14 protein-coding genes are annotated in these 17,428 nt (G+C 44.9%); 1 reads left to right on the top strand and 13 read right to left on the bottom strand.

Annotated elements, in window-relative coordinates:
- Positions 1-118: 118 nt before the first annotated feature.
- The 9 genes from pruA to BLW54_RS11690 all read right to left on the bottom strand — a co-directional run bounded on the left by pruA (position 119) and on the right by BLW54_RS11690 (position 12,476).
- The gene (gene pruA, locus BLW54_RS11730) at positions 119-1,669 is read right to left on the bottom strand and encodes an L-glutamate gamma-semialdehyde dehydrogenase (RefSeq protein ID WP_074734838.1); all 1,551 of its coding nucleotides are present in this window, start codon (positions 1,667-1,669) and stop codon (positions 119-121) included.
- A gap of 388 nt (positions 1,670-2,057) precedes the next feature.
- Positions 2,058-3,203 carry a CamS family sex pheromone protein gene (locus tag BLW54_RS11725; RefSeq protein WP_035508356.1) on the bottom strand — a complete coding sequence of 382 codons (1,146 nt, stop codon included), beginning with the start codon at positions 3,201-3,203 and terminating at the stop codon, positions 2,058-2,060.
- Positions 3,204-3,292: 89 nt separating this feature from the next.
- Complete coding sequence (gene ligA, locus BLW54_RS11720) at positions 3,293-5,293, bottom strand: NAD-dependent DNA ligase LigA (RefSeq protein ID WP_074734835.1); 2,001 nt, start codon at positions 5,291-5,293, stop codon at positions 3,293-3,295.
- 14 nt (positions 5,294-5,307) lie between these two features.
- Positions 5,308-7,551, bottom strand: a complete 2,244-nt coding sequence (gene pcrA, locus BLW54_RS11715; protein ID WP_035508351.1) for a DNA helicase PcrA — start codon at positions 7,549-7,551, stop codon at positions 5,308-5,310.
- Positions 7,548-8,258 (bottom strand): heptaprenylglyceryl phosphate synthase, encoded by a 711-nt coding sequence (pcrB, locus tag BLW54_RS11710; protein WP_074734832.1) that lies wholly within the window; start codon positions 8,256-8,258, stop codon positions 7,548-7,550. The genes pcrA and pcrB overlap by 4 nt, the downstream gene beginning before the upstream one ends.
- A gap of 277 nt (positions 8,259-8,535) precedes the next feature.
- Entirely contained in the window at positions 8,536-9,123 is a 588-nt protein-coding gene (locus BLW54_RS11705) for a YitT family protein (RefSeq protein ID WP_035508788.1), read from the bottom strand.
- A gap of 191 nt (positions 9,124-9,314) precedes the next feature.
- Positions 9,315-9,617 carry a YerC/YecD family TrpR-related protein gene (locus BLW54_RS11700; RefSeq protein ID WP_035508348.1) on the bottom strand — a complete coding sequence of 101 codons (303 nt, stop codon included), beginning with the start codon at positions 9,615-9,617 and terminating at the stop codon, positions 9,315-9,317.
- A gap of 12 nt (positions 9,618-9,629) precedes the next feature.
- Complete coding sequence (locus BLW54_RS11695; protein ID WP_035508346.1) at positions 9,630-10,694, bottom strand: DUF3048 domain-containing protein; 1,065 nt, start codon at positions 10,692-10,694, stop codon at positions 9,630-9,632.
- Between the two features lie 36 nt (positions 10,695-10,730).
- On the bottom strand, positions 10,731-12,476 hold the full coding sequence (locus BLW54_RS11690; protein ID WP_074734829.1) for an adenine deaminase C-terminal domain-containing protein: 1,746 nt from the start codon (positions 12,474-12,476) through the stop codon (positions 10,731-10,733).
- A gap of 72 nt (positions 12,477-12,548) precedes the next feature.
- Between BLW54_RS11690 and BLW54_RS11685 the strand changes: the two genes are divergently transcribed.
- Positions 12,549-12,803 (top strand): YgaP family membrane protein, encoded by a 255-nt coding sequence (locus BLW54_RS11685; protein WP_035508342.1) that lies wholly within the window; start codon positions 12,549-12,551, stop codon positions 12,801-12,803.
- Positions 12,804-13,016: 213 nt separating this feature from the next.
- Here the strand turns inward: BLW54_RS11685 and purD are convergent, their stop codons facing one another.
- Genes purD through purM form a run of 4 tightly spaced genes read right to left on the bottom strand, consistent with a single transcriptional unit; the run spans position 13,017 to position 17,428 of the window.
- Positions 13,017-14,300 (bottom strand): phosphoribosylamine--glycine ligase, encoded by a 1,284-nt coding sequence (gene purD, locus BLW54_RS11680; protein WP_035508340.1) that lies wholly within the window; start codon positions 14,298-14,300, stop codon positions 13,017-13,019.
- 19 nt (positions 14,301-14,319) lie between these two features.
- Positions 14,320-15,852, bottom strand: coding sequence for a bifunctional phosphoribosylaminoimidazolecarboxamide formyltransferase/IMP cyclohydrolase (gene purH / locus BLW54_RS11675; RefSeq protein ID WP_074734826.1), 1,533 nt, complete (start codon positions 15,850-15,852; stop codon positions 14,320-14,322).
- Positions 15,849-16,427: a phosphoribosylglycinamide formyltransferase gene (purN, locus tag BLW54_RS11670; RefSeq protein ID WP_035508337.1), complete on the bottom strand. Its 579-nt coding sequence runs from the start codon at positions 16,425-16,427 to the stop codon at positions 15,849-15,851. Before purN ends, purH begins: the two co-directional genes overlap by 4 nt.
- Positions 16,424-17,428 carry a phosphoribosylformylglycinamidine cyclo-ligase gene (purM, locus tag BLW54_RS11665; RefSeq protein ID WP_074734823.1) on the bottom strand — a complete coding sequence of 335 codons (1,005 nt, stop codon included), beginning with the start codon at positions 17,426-17,428 and terminating at the stop codon, positions 16,424-16,426. The genes purN and purM overlap by 4 nt, the downstream gene beginning before the upstream one ends.

Genomic DNA, 17,428 nt, shown 5'->3' with positions numbered 1-17,428 from the left:
TATCCTTTTAAAGAATGGGGGATATCGCTTCTTTTTCTTACCTAGATAGTATGTTCTGTTCTCACAAAAAAATCCCTATCCACTTTCCAGTGGACAAAGGATTTTTTGGTATTTCCCTTTACAACATTTCCGATGTTGTTTTTCCTTGCATATGATGAATTAAATAATCTGGGCCTCCCGCTTTAGAGTCTGTTCCTGACATATTAAATCCACCAAACGGATGATAACCGACAATTGCGGCCGTACATCCGCGGTTAAAGTATAGGTTTCCAACATGAAAGTCTTCGCGAGCTTTCTCAATGTGTTCACGATTATTGGAAATCACCGCACCTGTCAGGCCGTATTCAGTATTGTTGGCAATAGCAATCGCTTCATCAAATGATTCCGCTTTTGTAAAGCCGACAACAGGGCCAAAAATTTCCTCCTGCATAAGCCGTGCCTCTGGATCAAGATCTGCAAAAATCGTCGGTGCGATGAACCAGCCTTTGCTGTCATCCCCTTTACCTCCGGTCATCAATTTGCCTTCCTTTTTTCCGATTTGGATATAATCCATAATTTTATCGTAAGCGCCCTGATCGATCACTGGTCCCATGTAGTTGCTATTGTCTGTAGGGTCTCCATAGTTTACGTGCTCCTTCGTCTTCTTGACGACACGTTCCAGCAATTCATCATACACATCTTTATGGGCTACCACACGAGAACATGCGGAACACTTTTGGCCTGAGAATCCAAACGCGGAGTAAGTGATCGCATCTGCAGCTAGTTCCAAATCAGAATCGCTGTCTACGACAATCGTATCTTTCCCACCCATCTCAATAATCGTACGCTTCAGCCACCGCTGACCATCGTGTACTTTCGCTGCACGTTCAAATAAACGGGTACCGACTTCACGTGACCCTGTAAAACTAATAAAACGAGTACGCGGATGATCAACAAGGTAGTCGCCTACCTCTTTTCCGCTTCCCGGGATATAATTGATGACCCCTTTTGGAAGCCCCGCCTCTTCTAGTACTTCCATCATTTTATAAGCGATAATCGGGGTTGCACTCGCTGGTTTCAGAAGAACGGTGTTTCCGGAAACCATGGCTGCAACCGTCGTACCACACATGATGGCAAAAAGGAAGTTCCACGGGGAAATGACGACTCCAACACCTAGAGGGATGTAGTGGAACCTGTTATTTTCAATAGGACGGGAATTAATCTCCACCCCTTTATCAATTTCGAGCATTTGTCGCCCATAATACTCCAAAAAGTCGATGGCTTCAGCTGTATCTGCATCTGCTTCTTTCCACGGCTTCCCACCTTCTTTGACAAGATGAGCCGTGAATTCGTGCTTACGACGGCGTACAATCGCTGCAGCACGGAATAGAATGTCTGCACGGAATTGGGCTTTCGTTTTACGCCACCACTCAAAAGTTTCATCAGCCACCTGATGAGCTTTTTCAGCCAAATCCTGGTTAGCTTTCGACACATGACCGATGACTTCATTTTTGTTCGCAGGGTTAACGACTTCTATTTTCTCGTCTGTCATAATCCGCTCCCCACCGATAATCAGGGGATACTCTTTTCCAAGGTCCGCTTCGACCTGACTAATTGCAGATTCTAAAGCTTTCCGATTTTCTTCTACTGTAAAATCAGTAAATGGTTCATGTTTGTAAGGGACCACCATGAAAAACCGCCTCCTTGAAAGTAAATGAGTGACGCTGACTAATAGTTAGAAAATTTAAACATTAAACGCTTCCAGAACTATTCTATCGTAACTATGAATCTAGTTCAAACCATTTAGTCCGATTTAAGGCTGAATATCCAACTATATCCCACTGAGCGAAAAATAAGTCGCCCATTATTTAATTTTCTCTATATCCCTCAAAATTTGTCGAATAATGATAACTTGTTTCTTCCATAATATAGAGCGAATGTCTGTAAACCGTGTTTGGTTGTCTGTTGCCGTCTGTTGGTCATACAAAATTTGGCGTACCAGGTGTTACAATATATTCCATTTTGGTCACCCAGCAAAAAGAAAACCCGCCTGAATCATATTCAGACGGGTTTTCTTTTTATTGGTAGACGTGAACAAATGGTTCTTTCTCTCCAGCTTTTTTGACAATTAAGCTTTCTGGTTCATCCATACTATGAATATTCACTTGGATATTATAGTGATCAGCGAACATTTCGTTCACTAGACTGTACACATACTGGGTGAAGCCAACGACTTCTGATTCAGATTGGAATTGAATCGGGATTTCGATGGACACTTCCCGCATTTCCCCATTTACATAAAAGCCGTTCGCAATCATCCCTACAAAATTAGGGAAGTAGTCTGAGACTTCTTTTCTGAAATCAGAGAAAATCTGGGCATCATCAAAGTGGTCCTCGTTAGCTTCATCCGATGGGAAAAGAACATGTTTTTCATCGATATTCTCCCAGCTGTTAACCGTTTTATCAGACCCTTTAACAAAGCCTTTACTTAGAAATTTACCTGGTATTTTCGAGCTCGATTCTTCCTCCTCATAAAGAGCAAAAACCACAGGCACATCATTCAGTTCTTCACGCTTACGGATACGCTCCAGTATTTCATTGGCGTACTCTTTCCCTTTTTGTAAAAGTTCTTCTGTCGAATGGTCTTCTGAATGACTCTCACCTTCTGCTGTGAAATTATAAACGGTTCTTAATGAGATTCCGATCGTAACTCCACTTAATTCCACTTTGTTTTCATCTGTTTTGGCTAAGTAATCCTGTTCGATAATATTCGAGATATAGCGAGGCCTATCCCGAAATTCTTCCTCAGTCGCTTCGTCTTCATTCAATTCTGGATTCAAGCCGTTTTCATTCTCTGAACTCTCTCTTCCCAACCAGTTAAGAAGAGTATCTTCTTCCAAGTACTGACCTGGTTGAAAAAAATAATTCTCAGGAGAAAAGTAATCCTTTGAATGGCGGCGAAGTCCCCGTTCAAATTCATCAATATCCATTCGGTTTCCCATCTGGTTGGTAGTTACTGCTCGTGCTGTCGAAACCTTTGGACTATCTTCCGTCAAGATCATCCGATAATCCTGTTCTGACATGTTGTAATTGGGGATGATGGCGGACTGATTATTATTTTCATCCTTAGTTTCCTGAATGACTTCATCTCTGTTGTCAAAAACAGGGGTACACGCGCTTACAACGAGCAGCGAACTTATTAACAGTGCGTGCATCTTCCTCATGCTCTCCACTCCCTTAAAAGATCAGCCGAAGCACCTCTTTAGAGGAGGCACTCCGATTCACCTTGTATAGCCACTTACGGATGGGACAATCAGGATAGAGCGTTTCTAAACTGCTCTTCGTCCCAAATTTCAATACCCAACTCCGCTGCTTTTGTATATTTTGAACCGGCCTCTTCTCCTGCTATGAGGAGATCGGTTTTCTTACTGACACTGCCTGTCACTTTCCCCCCAAGATCTTCGACAATCTTCTTCGCTTTTGAGCGACTGAAATGCTCCATTGCCCCTGTAAGAACAATTGTTTTATCCATAAACGGAGAGTCCACCGGCAGGTCACTCTTCTTTGCACCCTTGTACTCCATGTTCAATCCGAGTCCCTTTAGTTCTTCCAATAATTGTATGACCTGCTCTTTTTCAAAGTAGCTGGCAATGGACTCGGCCATTTTGCTTCCTATTTCAGGTATAGATTCAAGGGCGGCGGCATCGGACTCTATAAGCGCATCCATATGTTCGAAATGACGAGCGAGGGTGCTTGCTGCTTTTGATCCGACGTAACGGACGCCAAGACCAAAGAGCAGGCGCTCTAGAGAGTTTTCTTTTGATGCTTCAATCGCCTTCAAAAGATTCTCTACTGACTTTTCCCCCATACGGTCAAGTTGAAGCAATTCCTCACGATCAAGCTTGTACAAGTCGGCAATGTTATGGATCAAGTTTTCTTGGAAAAGCTGAGCAATCACCTTTTCCCCGAGACCTTCAATATCCATGGCATTTCTAGAGACGAAATGAATCAAACCTTCACGCAGCTGAGCAGGGCAGTTGGGGTTGATGCAACGCAAGGCTACTTCTTCATCTAAACGAACGAGCTTGCTGCCACATTCCGGACACTCTTCCGGCATACGATAAGGATCTTCTTCACCTGTTCGTTGATCTTCAACAACACGGACTACTTCCGGGATAATATCTCCTGCTTTTTTAATGACAACCGTGTCACCTATACGGATATCTTTTTCAATAATAAGATCTTCATTGTGCAAGGAAGCTCGTTGCACGGTTGTACCAGCCACTTTCACAGGGTCAAGAATTGCCGTTGGTGTGACAGCACCTGTCCGTCCTACGCTAAGTTCAATATTCTCAAGCCTTGTAATGGCTTCTTCGGCTGGGAATTTATAGGCGGTAGCCCAGCGAGGGCTCTTAGCCGTAAACCCAAGGTCTTCCTGCTGGTCCAAGCTATCCACTTTAATAACGATGCCATCTATTTCGTAGTCCAGATCCGCACGGTGTTCTACCCATCCATTTACATAGTCGATGACTTCTTCAATATTGTTACACTTTTTCCACTCCGGGTTGGTTTTCAACCCAAGATCGTTCATTTTCTTAAGACGTTCACTATGTGTGCCTGAGGGATCATTTTCCCAAAGACCAATACCATATAAGAAAATATCCAAATTACGCTTGGCTGCGATCTTAGGATCTAATTGTCGCAATGAACCCGCTGCCGCATTACGCGGGTTAGCGAACGGTTCGTCTCCATTCGCTTCTTTTGCTTCATTCAAAGCGAGAAACGACTTCTTCGGCATGTACGCTTCGCCGCGGACTTCTATTGTCACCGGTTCCTTCAACCGGAGCGGTATATTGCGGATCGTGCGCAAATTTTTGGTAATGTCTTCACCTGTAGTACCATCCCCTCGTGTAGCGCCGCGAACGAATACGCCATCTTCATATTTAAGTGAAACAGCAAGACCGTCAATTTTCAGTTCACACACATAATTGACTTCTGCGTCTGTGCCGTTTTTGACCCGTCGATCAAAATCGCGCAATTCTTCATCGTTAAATGCATTACCTAAACTGAGCATCGGAATATCGTGCTGCACTTTCTCAAAGGCGTCGAGAGGCTTGCCGCCGACCCTTTGAGTAGGGGAATCCGGCGTCTGTAAGTCCGGGAATTCTTCTTCAAGCTTTATCAATTGCTGCATTTTCTTGTCATATTCATAATCCGAAACACTCGGATCATCCAGCGTATGGTACTCATAGCTGTATTGTTCAAGTTGTTCCTTTAATATTTCCATTTGTTGTTGCGCTTCAGTTGCGTTCATATCCATCCACTTCCTTACGCTTTCGTAATCGGAGCAAAACGGGCAAGAAGGCGCTTAATACCTGTTGGCGCAGGAAAGGCAATATCCAATTCCATTGCGTCCCCTTCTCCTTGAACTTTAACGACCGTTCCTTCGCCCCACTTCTTATGCTTGGCTTTATCACCAGCCTGCCAAAGGATCTTCTCTCCACCGGTCGATCCTTTTTTCTCCGGTTTTTTAGAGGCTCGCTTCTTGGGTGCCTCCATTGGTTGCGTTTTTGTACCAAATGGTGTGCTTTCACGTTTTTTATTGAAAAACGGCAATTCTTCTTTTTGTTCTTTCCCTTCAACTAGATCATCAGGAATTTCATTAATGAAACGGCTGATCGGGTTCATGTTGGTCCGACCATATAACGTCCGCATTTTTGCGTGGGAAATAAATAATTCTTTCTCGGCACGTGTAATCCCAACATAGGCAAGACGACGTTCCTCTTCCATTTCTTCCTCATCCATCAGGGCCCTGCTATGTGGAAAAACATTTTCCTCCATTCCAATCAAAAATACAACAGGGAATTCGAGCCCTTTGGCCGAGTGAAGGGTCATCAAAGTTACAGTATCGTCACTACTAGGGTCCTCGTTCATTGAATCAATATCCGCAATCAGGGCTAGGTCCGTTAAGAAAGCTACCAGCGTCTTATCTTCCGCATTCTCTTCAAAGTTTTTCGTTACAGACTTGAATTCTTCGATGTTTTCCAGGCGGCTTTGAGCCTCAATACTTTTCTCATTTCTCAACATTTCTTCATAGCCGGTTTTATCGATGACTTCTTGAACCATATCCGTCGCGGAAAGAAATTCCTGCTGGTCACACCAATTCTGGATCATCTTACGGAAGCTCATAATGGCTTTGGCTGCTTTTGCACTCACACCAACAAAATCCACTTCGGCTGCTGCTTCATAGAGAGAGATATCATGATTCGCCGCATAGGCAACCATTTTATCCATACTCGTTTTTCCTACCCCGCGTTTTGGTTCATTGACGACACGTTGAAAGCTTAAATCATCGTTTGGGTTCGCAATCAGACGAAGATAAGCAAGCATGTCCTTGATTTCTTTTCGATCATAGAACTTGGTGCCACCAATCATTTGATATGGAATACCTGCTTTGACGAAAGTTTCCTCAATCGTACGAGATTGTGCATTGGTCCGGTAAAGAATGGCGACATCCTGATAACGGAATTTCCCTTGACGGATGAGGTCTTCAATTTTATCTGTGACATAAAGACCTTCCTCACGTTCTGTGCCTGCTTGATGGTAGTGGATTTTTTCTCCACCTTTATTATCGGTCCATAGATGTTTGGGCTTACGACCGCTATTGTTATCAATGACTTTGTTTGCTGCGTTCAAGATCAATTCCGTCGAGCGGTAATTTTGTTCAAGTAAAATGGTACGAGCATTTGGATAGTCATTTTCAAAGTTCAGGATGTTTTGTATATCGGCTCCACGCCATGCGTAAATCGACTGGTCTGAGTCACCAACGACACAAAGGTTCTGGTAACGGCTGGCCAGGTGTTTAACAAGCTGGTATTGAGCATGGTTCGTGTCTTGATACTCGTCGACATGAATGTATTGAAAACGACGCTGATAGTATTCAAGGACTTCCGGCACTTCGTCAAAAAGTCTAAGGGTCTGCATGATCAGGTCGTCAAAATCAAGGGACTGGTTTTTACGTAGTTTCTTTTGGTAGCCTTTATAAATTTCGGCAATTTGCTCTTCGTGCATATTGCCCGCTTGTTTGGCGTAATCCTCGGCAGTCATCAGTTCATTCTTTGAATTACTAATAGCTCCAAGCATAGCTCGGGGATCCCATTTTTTAGGGTCCAGATTGATTTCCTTCAGCACCTGTTTAATGACAGAAAGCTGGTCGCTGGAATCCAGAATGGAAAAATTCCGATCATAGCCGATCCGGTCGATGTCCCGTCTTAAAATACGTACACACATCGAGTGGAACGTCGACATCCATATTTTTTCACCATCTTTTCCGACAAGCGATTCGACACGTTCTTTCATTTCGCGTGCTGCTTTATTTGTAAACGTAATTGCTAATATATTACGGGGAGCTACATCTTTTTCACTAAGTAAATAGGCGATCCGGTGTGTCAACACACGTGTTTTACCACTTCCAGCACCTGCCATGATGAGCAGCGGGCCTTCGGTGTGGGTTACCGCTTCTCGTTGTTCTTTATTTAAGCCTTGAATTAAAGTGTTCAATGCCTGTGTCATGAGGGTCCACCATCCTTCATCTTCGTTGATTTAACGGCTTTAACCGTTTTGAGAGCAACCTCTAGGTTATCATAAATTACATCCCCTACAACGATAACATCTGCAAGTTCAGCCATTTCTTCGGCCTGTTCCTCCGACCGAATGCCACCACCGTAGACGAGTGTTGTTTCTTCTAATTGCTTGGCCACCTCTTTTATAAGACCGCGGTCGCCAAAGGTACCACTGTATTCCATATAAAAAACAGGTAGACGGAAAATATGTTCAGCCATCTGAGCATAGGCTAGCACATCATGTTTATCGGGCAGCGAGCAATCTGTCCTTTGAAAAACCTTCGCCTCCGGGTTTAAAACACAGTAGCCTTCTGTGAGCATGTCCTTCCAGTTAATAACATCTCCATATTCTTTGATCGCCTGATGTTGAACATCCATCATCCATTTCTTATGATTACTGTTCATCACCAGGGGAATAAAATAGGCATCGAAACCGGGGGCAATGGCTTCAAGATCTGAAACCTCAAGCACACACACCGCATCAAACGATTCGAGGCGTTCTTGTAATTCTGTAACGTTCTCGAAAGTCACCCCATCCGTTCCACCGACAATAACAGCATCCGTTCCCGACGTGCATACTCTTTGTAAGTCAGTATCTGTGATCATCTTATTTGGATCAAGCTTGAATACATGATCCCACTCGCTTATATTGTACATTTCCGTCCTCCAAAACAACAATTATCCATCTACCTATTATAGCAAATTTTCACCGCTGGGTTGAGAGTTCCCCATTGATAATTCCATGACTTATTTGGAATTTACTGGATAACCTGGTACACCATAATATGGAACCTCCCCAACCCCTGCTCCTTTAAGTATTTCACATTTGGGAAATACTGTATGACCTGGTCCGATAAACACACCATAGACACCATAAACAGATAAAAAAGCGAAAGCCACTTCTCTCCGTTCATGGAGAGAAGTGGCTTTCGAGTTAGGAAGAGGTTTCAGGTAAAAGGCGGGAGGATGTGAATGTCATGGTGACAAGTCCCACACTTAAGATCGTAATGGCAGAAAGCAGCAACGTTTCTAATGAAAATAAATACCCGCTTGCTCCTATGACAATAGCATCCATCGCAAGAATAATAAAACCAACATTCACTTTGCACCAGTCTGCTATCATTTGGGCAAGCAAATCTGTTCCTCCTGTGCTTGTGTGCACACGAAGCATTAATCCAATCCCTCCCCCGACTAACGCGCCGCCAATGATTGAACTGACGGCAGGCTCAAGGGGCAAATGATGCGCGCGCAAGCCCTGAAGCACATCTATCGATAAGGATGAGATCAATAACCCATGCAAACTATTATAGAAATAAGGACGATAAAAGAACCAGGCCAGTGTGAAAATCGGGATACTTAAGCAGATGATTGTAAAACCGACTTTAAGTCCCCATATGTAATTAACGATCATTCCGATACCAATGATTCCCCCATCCAAGATGTGATCCGGAATCAGAAAAAAGTTGATACCTAATGAAAGGATTAGACTTCCGAGAACAATCATCTTCCCTTTTTTCACCATCGTTTTCATCGGACAGGTCCCCTTCCATTAGTACTAATCTATGCCTGTCCTTAATCATTTAGAATCCAAGCCAACGGATGAATCCCTCTCTGCTTCATAAACTTGCCGACTCTACCTGCATACCGCCAAATATTTTCTCTTAGGCAACCAAAAAAGACTGCGCACAACTTATGCCGCAGTCTAACATTCAATCATTCTATTTCTTTCGCTTGTACTCGGTCGAGCGCTTTCGTATAGGCATCGTTTCCATAATTCAGGCACCGTTTCACACGAGAAATCGTCGCAGTTGATGCGCCTGTCTCGGTTTCAATCTTATGGTATGTGAAGCCTTCGCGCAACATACGCGCCACTTCCAGGCGCTGCGCCAATGACTGGACTTCATTCATCGTTGCCAAGTCGTCAAAGAATTCATAGCATTCTTCAACATTTTGCAAGGATAAAATCGCTTCAAACAGCTGATCAAGCGTCTTTCCTCTCAGTTTATCGATTTGCATTTCTTTCCCTCCTTAGTCCGTTTGAATAGCCGCATTTTCTGGTATGATGTTCACCCAAGTCTGCCCCGGCGTAAATGCCAGCGGCCTTCCGTTTTCAAAGGGAAGCAGTCGTCCGTCGACGTTCTTCCACTTTACTTCTTTCATTTGACCTTTTTGTAAAAGGTAGCCGTTCCCGCCTGATGTGAGATCAATGTCGCGGCGACCGGCATTATCAATCACCCGGTGATCGGTTTCAATGATCCACACATTTTCGACACTTACACGTTCACCGTTCAACTGATCAACAGTCGGTTCGCCATCACTGGACCGCAAAAACTGTTTGTCTTCCGGATCATAAGTAAAATTCACCTGGGTACGACTGCCATATGCAATCTGAACTTCATCTATAGGAATCCCGACGAAGTCATCCTTTTCTGAAAACGGTAAACCTTCCACTTCTGCTGACGCTTGATACCCTTGACTTTCTGCTGCACGTTTGATTCCATCTGTCAAAAGGTAAGAATTGTGTGGAGAGAGGCGGTCAGATGAACGCTGAAACAGCCATCCGTTGTTGTCGTACACCGACCCATCTAAATAATCGACACCACTATTTGCCACTTTTTGATTAATTGACGCGGAAGCTCCGTGGTACGTATACAAAGCATCATATCCATCGGCAATCTGAAAAAAATACGGACGTGCACTTCTCACCGGACCTATTTTATCAGGAATGTGGCTATGAAACAAAGCCAGGAACCGGGTGATCTGCCCTTCTGCTAGTATTTCATAAACGATATCGGCCTGACTCAACCCTGATTGAGGCCTTGCTTTTGTATGATTGTTAACCATAACAGAAACCACACGCTGGTCTGTGTGTTCAGTGGACGCCTTCCCTGTCAATGGATACCATTCAGTATCCTCGTCCTGCTTTTCGTTGTCTTCCGCTACTTCTTTTTCTTCTTTCTCCGCTTTCTCTCTATCTTCTTCGACAGCTGGTTCATCTCCTGCTGCTTCTTCAGGTTTTGTTGCACCGGCTTCTTCATTGCAAGCGGCAAGAAAAAGAACGGCGAGTAAACTGAAGAATGTAAGCTTTCTCAATAACAGCACTTCCTTTACTGTATTCCCTCTCTTATTTTAACGCATTATTGAAGGAAAGAGTACCTCTTTCTTCTTTACATCCATAATACCGAGCGGTGTTATCCGAATATACGGCAGATGCATGGATGAAAGAAAAAGAAGTGTGTAGACAGGATCATTAAAGGAAAAGCCATAATCCCGTAAGTACTGTTTTAATACTGCCTCTTCTTTTATGAGATCGGGCATCGGTAGTTCCGACATCACTCCTCCTAGTGGCAGCGGCAGTTCAAAAAGAACATTTCCATCGTTGACGAGCACGATCCCCCCGCCGATTTCCTTCATGCGTTGAAAGGCCTTGTTCATATCCTTACGTGACTTTCCTGTAAGTATGACATCTCCCGTATTACTGTATGAGCTAGCAAGAGCACCCAAAGTCTGTGTAAATCCTTTCAGTAACGTATTGACCATCCACTTTCCTTCACGGTCCAGCAGCATAAGAAATGATTCTTTACTGTCATCATTCAGGCGTTCTGGTGATACATCGGTATCAATCGCATAAGGCTTCATAATCACATCATTCACCATATCCAGCCCAATCGGCATCGAAAACTGCATGTCTGCTTCCGTTAATGTCCAATCGATATTGAGTGGCTTAATCCCATTCTTTTTCCATTGAATCGATGTATCTTCCCTTAAAACCTTGCCTCCACGTTTCATCCATTTCCCTTTTGCTATTACAGAATGAGGATTCGGGTCCTCAGGATCTGATAAAAAGTTAAGATGAGCCACACGTCCAGCGTTCAGACTGCCAACACGGTGTTGGACCCCGAAATGGCAGGCTGGTTGATAAGTTGCCATCATATAGGCATCAACTGCCGGCACACCGGCATCAATGGCGATTTGAATACACGGATTGATCAGTCCTTCACGATAAAATCCAGGGGTCGATCCATCCGTAGTGTACATCATGTGATCAAAGTGTTCTTGACCTTGCTCGACAAGACCGCTTAGAATGTCCGGAAGGTCCGGGCGGATGGAAGAGTACCTCAATCCTGTCTGATAACCGATTTCCAAGCGTTTCAAAACATCCTCAGCAGTCATCGCCTCATGTTCGGAATCCATTCCAAGCAAACGCATTTTGACAAGTGTTTGTTCGGATGCTCCCGGCAAGTGGGCCTCCAGGGGTTTTCGAGACCGCTTCGTCTCCTGCATAAAATGAAGAAGCTGTTCATCCCCATGATGTAAGACATCCGGCCAGGCCGTCAATTCCCCCCCCTGGATCACTGCATCGTGGGCAATCCAGTCTGGAACTTGTGAGTCGAATGCATAACGGTCCTCATCACGAAGGACAGACTGTGGGTCGAACCGCGCCCACCAGTACATCGTTGCCGGTAATTTCATAAATTCTTCAAGTAATGAAAACGCTTTCTCCTTTTCCGTTAAAAAAAGCCACATTAAATTATCATTAACGAGCGTAGTTGTCCCTGTCTCTGCCGCATATTCCGCAAAGCTCTGGGGATTATATAACTGAAATGGGTGAGCATGGGGTTCAACATAGCCCGGGACAATATAACTATCCCTGCCATCAATGATTTCCGTACCCTCTGTATTGGAAGGTAGCTCTTTACCTGTATATATGATGCGATCATGATATAGCCAGATGTGGCCATCCATCCATTTCTTCATGTAAACATTTAAATAGGTTGTATTTTTTATAAGTTTCGTCGGCGCTGTTTTCCCATCGATGACAGCTGCATGCTCGCGAAGCTGACGATTCCGCCAACGAAAGCGTGTTTCGTTCATGGAGCGTCCCTCCCTCAGTTCATTATGTTCTATCGTAACACAGGTTATTCCATTCTGGTAAGGAGGAACCCTATGAAACAGAATATTGATACCATCAACAGTATGATACGCATTACTTGCGGTCTAAGTATGTTAACGTATATAACGATTCGCGGTGCACGGAGAGAATCAGACTCTCTTCATCCGCTCCTAATCGGCTTATCTGCAATGAAGGTCGCAGAAGGAATCGTTCGCTACTGTCCACTAAAAGCCGTCTATGATGAATGGTCCACAGAGAAAGATGGCATCGAACAAAGCTGGCAGCAGGAAATTCAGCTTGAAAAATAGGAACCACATGCCATAGTGGAGGTGAATGGTCTGTTCCTACCGATGCTTATCTTATTCCACTGATAAATTAAAAAAATGTACGGCTGATAAAAGAACGAAAGCTTCACCCTCCCCGTTTTTCAACAGCGAGGAGTGCCGTGACTATCATTTTATAACTAAAAAGAGAGCAGGGATTCCCTGCTCTCTCTAAATTTTTCTGTTACCGTCACCAGCTTATTTTACGTCAGACCGAACCGTCGAAAAAGGGATGGATGGACGTCCGATATCTTTACGATAGAAAAAGTTATCCAGACCATCGAAGGAACGCAAAGAACGATACGTCAAGTCCAGTGCTTGCGCCAAATCCTTTCCTGTGCTTCCTGCTAAAAGTACGCGGCCGCCACTGGATACAAAACGTCCCTGGTCAATATCTATACCCGCATGAACTATAAACCCATGTTCTTCGCCACCCAGTTCCGGCAGTGGGTGCCCCTTTTCATAAGCTCCTGGATACCCTTCCGAAGCAACAACCACTCCAGCGCATACTTCCTCCGACCATTGAAGTTCAGGGTCTTTTCCATCTAACACATCTATAATCACTTGATCGAGGTCATTTTTCAGTAATGGCAGGACCACTTGCGTCTCTGGATCTCCGAAACGTGCATTGAATTCGATGACCTTTGGCCCTTCCACTGTTTCAATTAACCCTGCATATAAAATTCCTGTAAATGATCGATTTTCTTCCACCATCGCTTCCGCTATGGGTTTGACTATTGATTCTAGCGCATATGAAAAAGAAGAACCCCTCAAGTCAGGAACGGGAGCAAAAGCTCCCATCCCTCCTGTGTTCGGACCTTTGTCACCATCAAACGCCCGCTTATGGTCTTTCGCTGGAAGCATCGGATAGACATTTGGGCCGTTCACAAAGGCCATGAGAGAAAATTCTTCTCCTTCCAGGAACTCCTCTACAACGATCTCCTGGCTTGCCTCCCCGAACTGACCATGTTCCAGCATTTCCTCAGCTGCAGCAAGAGCTTCCTCAACCGTTTCTGCTACCACGACGCCTTTACCAGCAGCAAGTCCATCGGCTTTTACAACGATTGGAGCCCCTTTTTCTTCAATGTAAGATTTCGCTTCTTCTAAATCAGTAAAACCATGGTACGATGCTGTTGGAATATCGTATTTCTTCATGATTTGTTTGGCGAAATGCTTACTCCCTTCAATGAAGGCAGCATCCTTTGTTGGCCCAAACACACGGAGGCCTGCCTCCTGAAAATTGTCTACCATTCCTGCAATGAGCGGATTTTCCGGACCAACCAAGGTCAGGTCCACTTCTTTTTGCCTGGCAAAAGCTATCAAGGCGGCATGATCCTGCACATCGATGTCCACACATTCAGCCAACGCCCGCATCCCTGCATTTCCCGGGACAGCAAAAATTTGATCAACATTGGCACTTTCGGCAAATTTTTGAACAAGGCTGTGCTCACGACCACCTTGCCCGACAACCATTACCTTCATAAAAAGACCACCCTTTCGCTTAATGTTTGAAGTGACGCATTTTCGTAAAGACCATAGAGATTCCGTGTTTATTACACGCATCAATAGAATCTTGATCACGCTTCGATCCGCCAGGCTGGATAATCGCTGTTACCCCGGCTTCAGCCGCAGCCTCCACGGTATCCGGCATGGGGAAAAACGCGTCAGAAGCCATAATACTGCCTTCCGCTTTTTCTCCTGCTTGTCCAAAAGCAATCTTCGCGGCACCTACACGATTCATCTGACCAGCACCTACACCAAGGGTCCTGTCCCCTTTAGCTACAATAATCGCGTTTGATTTCACATGTTTTACGACTTTCCAACCAAGCTTCAAATCTTCTAGCTCCTGTTCTGTCGGTTTCCGGTCTGTTGCGATCTCCAGTTCTACATTCTCAAGCGATCCTTCATCCGCATCCTGCACCAGCAGGCCGCCATTTACGGTCGTCAATTTGTGGGCTGGACTGTCAGACTTCTTCATATCCACTTTGAGCAGGCGTAAATTCTTCTTAGTTGTCAATAGATCCAGCGCTTCCTGACTAAAAGACGGTGCCAAGATAATTTCAAGAAAAATCTCTTTCAGTTGAGCAGCTGTTTTTTCATCCACTTCACGATTAAGGGCTACAATACCTCCGAATATCGATACAGGGTCCCCTTCGTAAGCTTTGGTATAAGCTTCATGCAGCTGCTCCCCAACACCGACGCCGCACGGATTCATATGTTTGACAGCAACCGCTGCCGGCTGATCAAATTCAAGGACGACTTCAAGCGCTGCGTTAGCGTCTTGAATATTATTGTAAGACAGCTCCTTTCCGTTTAGCTGCTCTGCCTCAGCTAGAGAGGTGCCATCAAAGTTCGCCTTCTTGTAAAAAGCAGCCTTCTGATGCGGGTTCTCTCCATAGCGAAGGGACTGGACTTTTTCATAAGTGACAGAATATGCTTCAGGAAATGGTTCGTCCGTCAATCCGGAAAAGTACTCGGCAATCATTGCATCATAATTGGCGGTGTGACGAAACACTTTAGCCGCTAGTCTGCGGCGTATATCAAAAGAGAGTTCATCACTTTGGAGACCTGAAACCACTGCCTCATAATCGGTGGGATCCACTACAACTGCTACATCTTCAAAACTTTTCGCAGCCGCCCGCAGCATGGTCGGACCTCCGATATCAATGTTCTCGATAATCTCTGCTTCACTCACCCCTTTTTTAGCAACGGTTTCTTTGAAGGGGTACAAGTTAACCGCAACAAGATCAATGGTCTTAATATCAAGTTCTTCCAATTGCTTAACATGTTCCTCATTCGAACGTTTGGCGAGTAGTCCACCATGGACCGAAGGGTGAAGAGTTTTCACACGTCCGTCCATGATTTCCGGAAATTCAGTCACTTCGGAAATGGATAAAACAGGGATGCCTGCCTCTTCAATCGTACGTTTCGTTCCCCCAGTAGAAACGAGTTCATAATCAAGTTCGTGGAGCTTCTGGGCAAATTCGGTGAGACCTTGTTTGTTAGATACGCTAAGTAGGGCACGTTTCTTCATTGAGATTCCTCCTTGATGAATAATGATTGGATCACTTTTGGATAGAGACGGTGCTCAACCGCCTGTATTTTACGTTTAATATCTATGGCTGTATCTGCATCTGAGACTTCAATGGCTTCTTGTGCAATGATCGGCCCTGTATCCATCCCGCCATCAACGAAATGGATGGTTACACCGGTCACTTTTACTCTTTTCTCAAGGGCCTGGCCAATGGCGTCCTTTCCTGGAAAAGCAGGAAGCAGTGAAGGGTGAATGTTAATAATTCTCTGTTCAAATGGTTGCAGCAAGGTTGGACCAATCAGGCGCATATACCCTGCAAGCACAATGAATTCCACATCACGCTTCCGGCAGTCATCCAGCACGGCCCTCTCATACTCCGATTTATCCGAAAAACTTTTTGGACGGTACACAACGGTATCGATTTCATACTTCTGGGCCTTTTCAATTACTGGGGCCCCGATGCGATCACAGACAAGCAATGCAATATTCACATCCAGTTCCCCTTTTTCTACCTTTTGGACGATGGCATCAAAATTCGATCCAGATCCTGAGGCGAAGATGGCAATGTTGTTCATGACCACTGCACCCCCGCTGTCTCTGTCACTTTCCCCATCACAAAGGAACCTTCACAAGAGGCAACGGCTGAATCAACATCTGATGGATCGACAATGACGACCATCCCGACACCCATATTAAAGACCCCATACATTTCTTCCTCACTGATCGTTCCTTTCTCCTGTAAGAATTGGAAAATTACAGGTGTTTCCCAACTCGTCCGGTCAAGCTCACAACCAAGACCATCAGGGAGTGCCCTTGGGATATTTTCATAGAATCCGCCCCCTGTAATATGAGCGATCCCTTTAATATGGACGGCTTTTTTCAGCTTTTGTACCGCTTCAACGTAAATGGTTGTCGGGGTAAGTAATTCGTCACCAAGCGGGCTGTCTAGAGGATGGTATACCCTCTCTAAATCAAGGTCAGCCACTAGGGAACGAACCAGCGAAAACCCATTTGAATGAACCCCCGAAGATGGAAGTCCGATTATAATGTCCCCTGCTTGGATGTCTTCCCCTGTAATAAGCTTTTGTTTATCTGCCATACCGACAACGAATCCGGCCAGGTCGTATTCGTCCACTTCATACATCCCAGGCATTTCCGCTGTTTCTCCCCCGATCAGCGCGGAACCAGATTGTTCACAACCATCAGCGATTCCTTTGACGATCTGTTCAATTCGGTCTGGGTCATTTTTTCCACAGGCAATATAATCTAAAAAGAGAAGGGGATCGGCTCCTTGAGCGACGATATCGTTGACACACATAGCAACAACATCCACCCCTATCGTATCGTGGCGATCCATTTCAAAGGCGAGTTTGAGCTTCGTTCCGACCCCATCCGTCCCAGTAACAAGGACAGGTTCTTCATAGGTCATTCCACTGATGTCAAACAAACCCCCAAAAGAACCGAGCCCCCCCAATACTTCTGTCCGCATCGTGCGAGAAACGTGTTTTTTCATCCGTTCAACAGCTTCATAGCCAGCCTCGACATCGACGCCTGCTTGTTTATATGAGTGGCTCAT

Origin of the sequence: Halobacillus karajensis, assembly GCF_900108515.1 — a bacterium.
Classification (GTDB): domain Bacteria; phylum Bacillota; class Bacilli; order Bacillales; family Halobacillaceae; genus Halobacillus; species Halobacillus karajensis.
The sequence above is the reverse complement of the archived record's forward strand: the minus strand, read 5'-3'. Positions and strand labels throughout refer to the sequence as shown.

What these genes read in the sequence shown, in the direction of transcription:
- BLW54_RS11705 (WP_035508788.1), bottom strand. Translation starts at nt 9,123, where the DNA reads ATGGTGAAAAAAGGGAAGATGATTGTTCTCGGAAGTCTAATCCTTTCA.
- ligA (WP_074734835.1), bottom strand. Translation starts at nt 5,293, where the DNA reads ATGAACGCAACTGAAGCGCAACAACAAATGGAAATATTAAAGGAACAA.
- BLW54_RS11690 (WP_074734829.1), bottom strand. Translation starts at nt 12,476, where the DNA reads ATGAACGAAACACGCTTTCGTTGGCGGAATCGTCAGCTTCGCGAGCAT.
- purN (WP_035508337.1), bottom strand. Translation starts at nt 16,427, where the DNA reads ATGAACAACATTGCCATCTTCGCCTCAGGATCTGGATCGAATTTTGAT.
- BLW54_RS11700 (WP_035508348.1), bottom strand. Translation starts at nt 9,617, where the DNA reads ATGCAAATCGATAAACTGAGAGGAAAGACGCTTGATCAGCTGTTTGAA.
- purH (WP_074734826.1), bottom strand. Translation starts at nt 15,852, where the DNA reads ATGAAGAAACGTGCCCTACTTAGCGTATCTAACAAACAAGGTCTCACC.
- BLW54_RS11725 (WP_035508356.1), bottom strand. Translation starts at nt 3,203, where the DNA reads ATGAGGAAGATGCACGCACTGTTAATAAGTTCGCTGCTCGTTGTAAGC.
- pcrB (WP_074734832.1), bottom strand. Translation starts at nt 8,258, where the DNA reads ATGTACAATATAAGCGAGTGGGATCATGTATTCAAGCTTGATCCAAAT.
- purM (WP_074734823.1), bottom strand. Translation starts at nt 17,428, where the DNA reads ATGAGCCACTCATATAAACAAGCAGGCGTCGATGTCGAGGCTGGCTAT.
- pcrA (WP_035508351.1), bottom strand. Translation starts at nt 7,551, where the DNA reads ATGACACAGGCATTGAACACTTTAATTCAAGGCTTAAATAAAGAACAA.
- pruA (WP_074734838.1), bottom strand. Translation starts at nt 1,669, where the DNA reads ATGGTGGTCCCTTACAAACATGAACCATTTACTGATTTTACAGTAGAA.
- purD (WP_035508340.1), bottom strand. Translation starts at nt 14,300, where the DNA reads ATGAAGGTAATGGTTGTCGGGCAAGGTGGTCGTGAGCACAGCCTTGTT.
- BLW54_RS11685 (WP_035508342.1), top strand. Translation starts at nt 12,549, where the DNA reads ATGAAACAGAATATTGATACCATCAACAGTATGATACGCATTACTTGC.